Consider the following 511-nt stretch of genomic DNA (forward strand, 5'->3'; position numbering starts at 1 on the left):
TTTTCATACTCACAAGTTAGATACTACGATGTAGCGGCAGTGCAAAAAGATCAGGTTGAAGATACGCTAAACCAACAAATATGACGCTTGAATAGGCTGAAAGGTTGCTATCACTTAATTTAGGTTATGATCCTGAGTAAAGAAAAAAGCTCAGTATTTAACTATTAGTTAAAAACAAGCGAGCCTAATTAGGCTCGCTTTTTTGTGTGTTTTAAAAAATCATAAGGACTATTTTAAGTGCTATTTTAAGGACTATTCGCGAGTAGCTCATCTACTTTTTGTATGACATCTTCTGGTGTTGGCTCATTAGTTTGTTGTTGTAACCAATCTATTATTTTTGAGCTGACTCTATAACCTTTTTTAATGCAGTAGCTTTGGGAGGTAACCCATACATCAGATCCCCTTGAGCTACTGTAAGGATTACAAACAGTGTAACCTTCACTTTTAATTTTACTTTCAATAAAGTAAGTATAAGTAGGAACTGAAAATAACATCAAAATTAAAGTAGCTC

Annotated in this window: 1 pseudogene; it reads right to left on the reverse strand. The window is 33.7% G+C overall.

Annotation, left to right across the window (positions count from 1 at the left end):
- Nucleotides 1–245: 245 nt before the first annotated feature.
- Nucleotides 246–511, reverse strand: a pseudogene (locus L647_RS1000000125960) (hypothetical protein); the annotation flags it as partial.

Origin of the sequence: Pseudoalteromonas sp. TB64, assembly GCF_000498095.1 — a bacterium.
Lineage (GTDB): Bacteria > Pseudomonadota > Gammaproteobacteria > Enterobacterales > Alteromonadaceae > Pseudoalteromonas.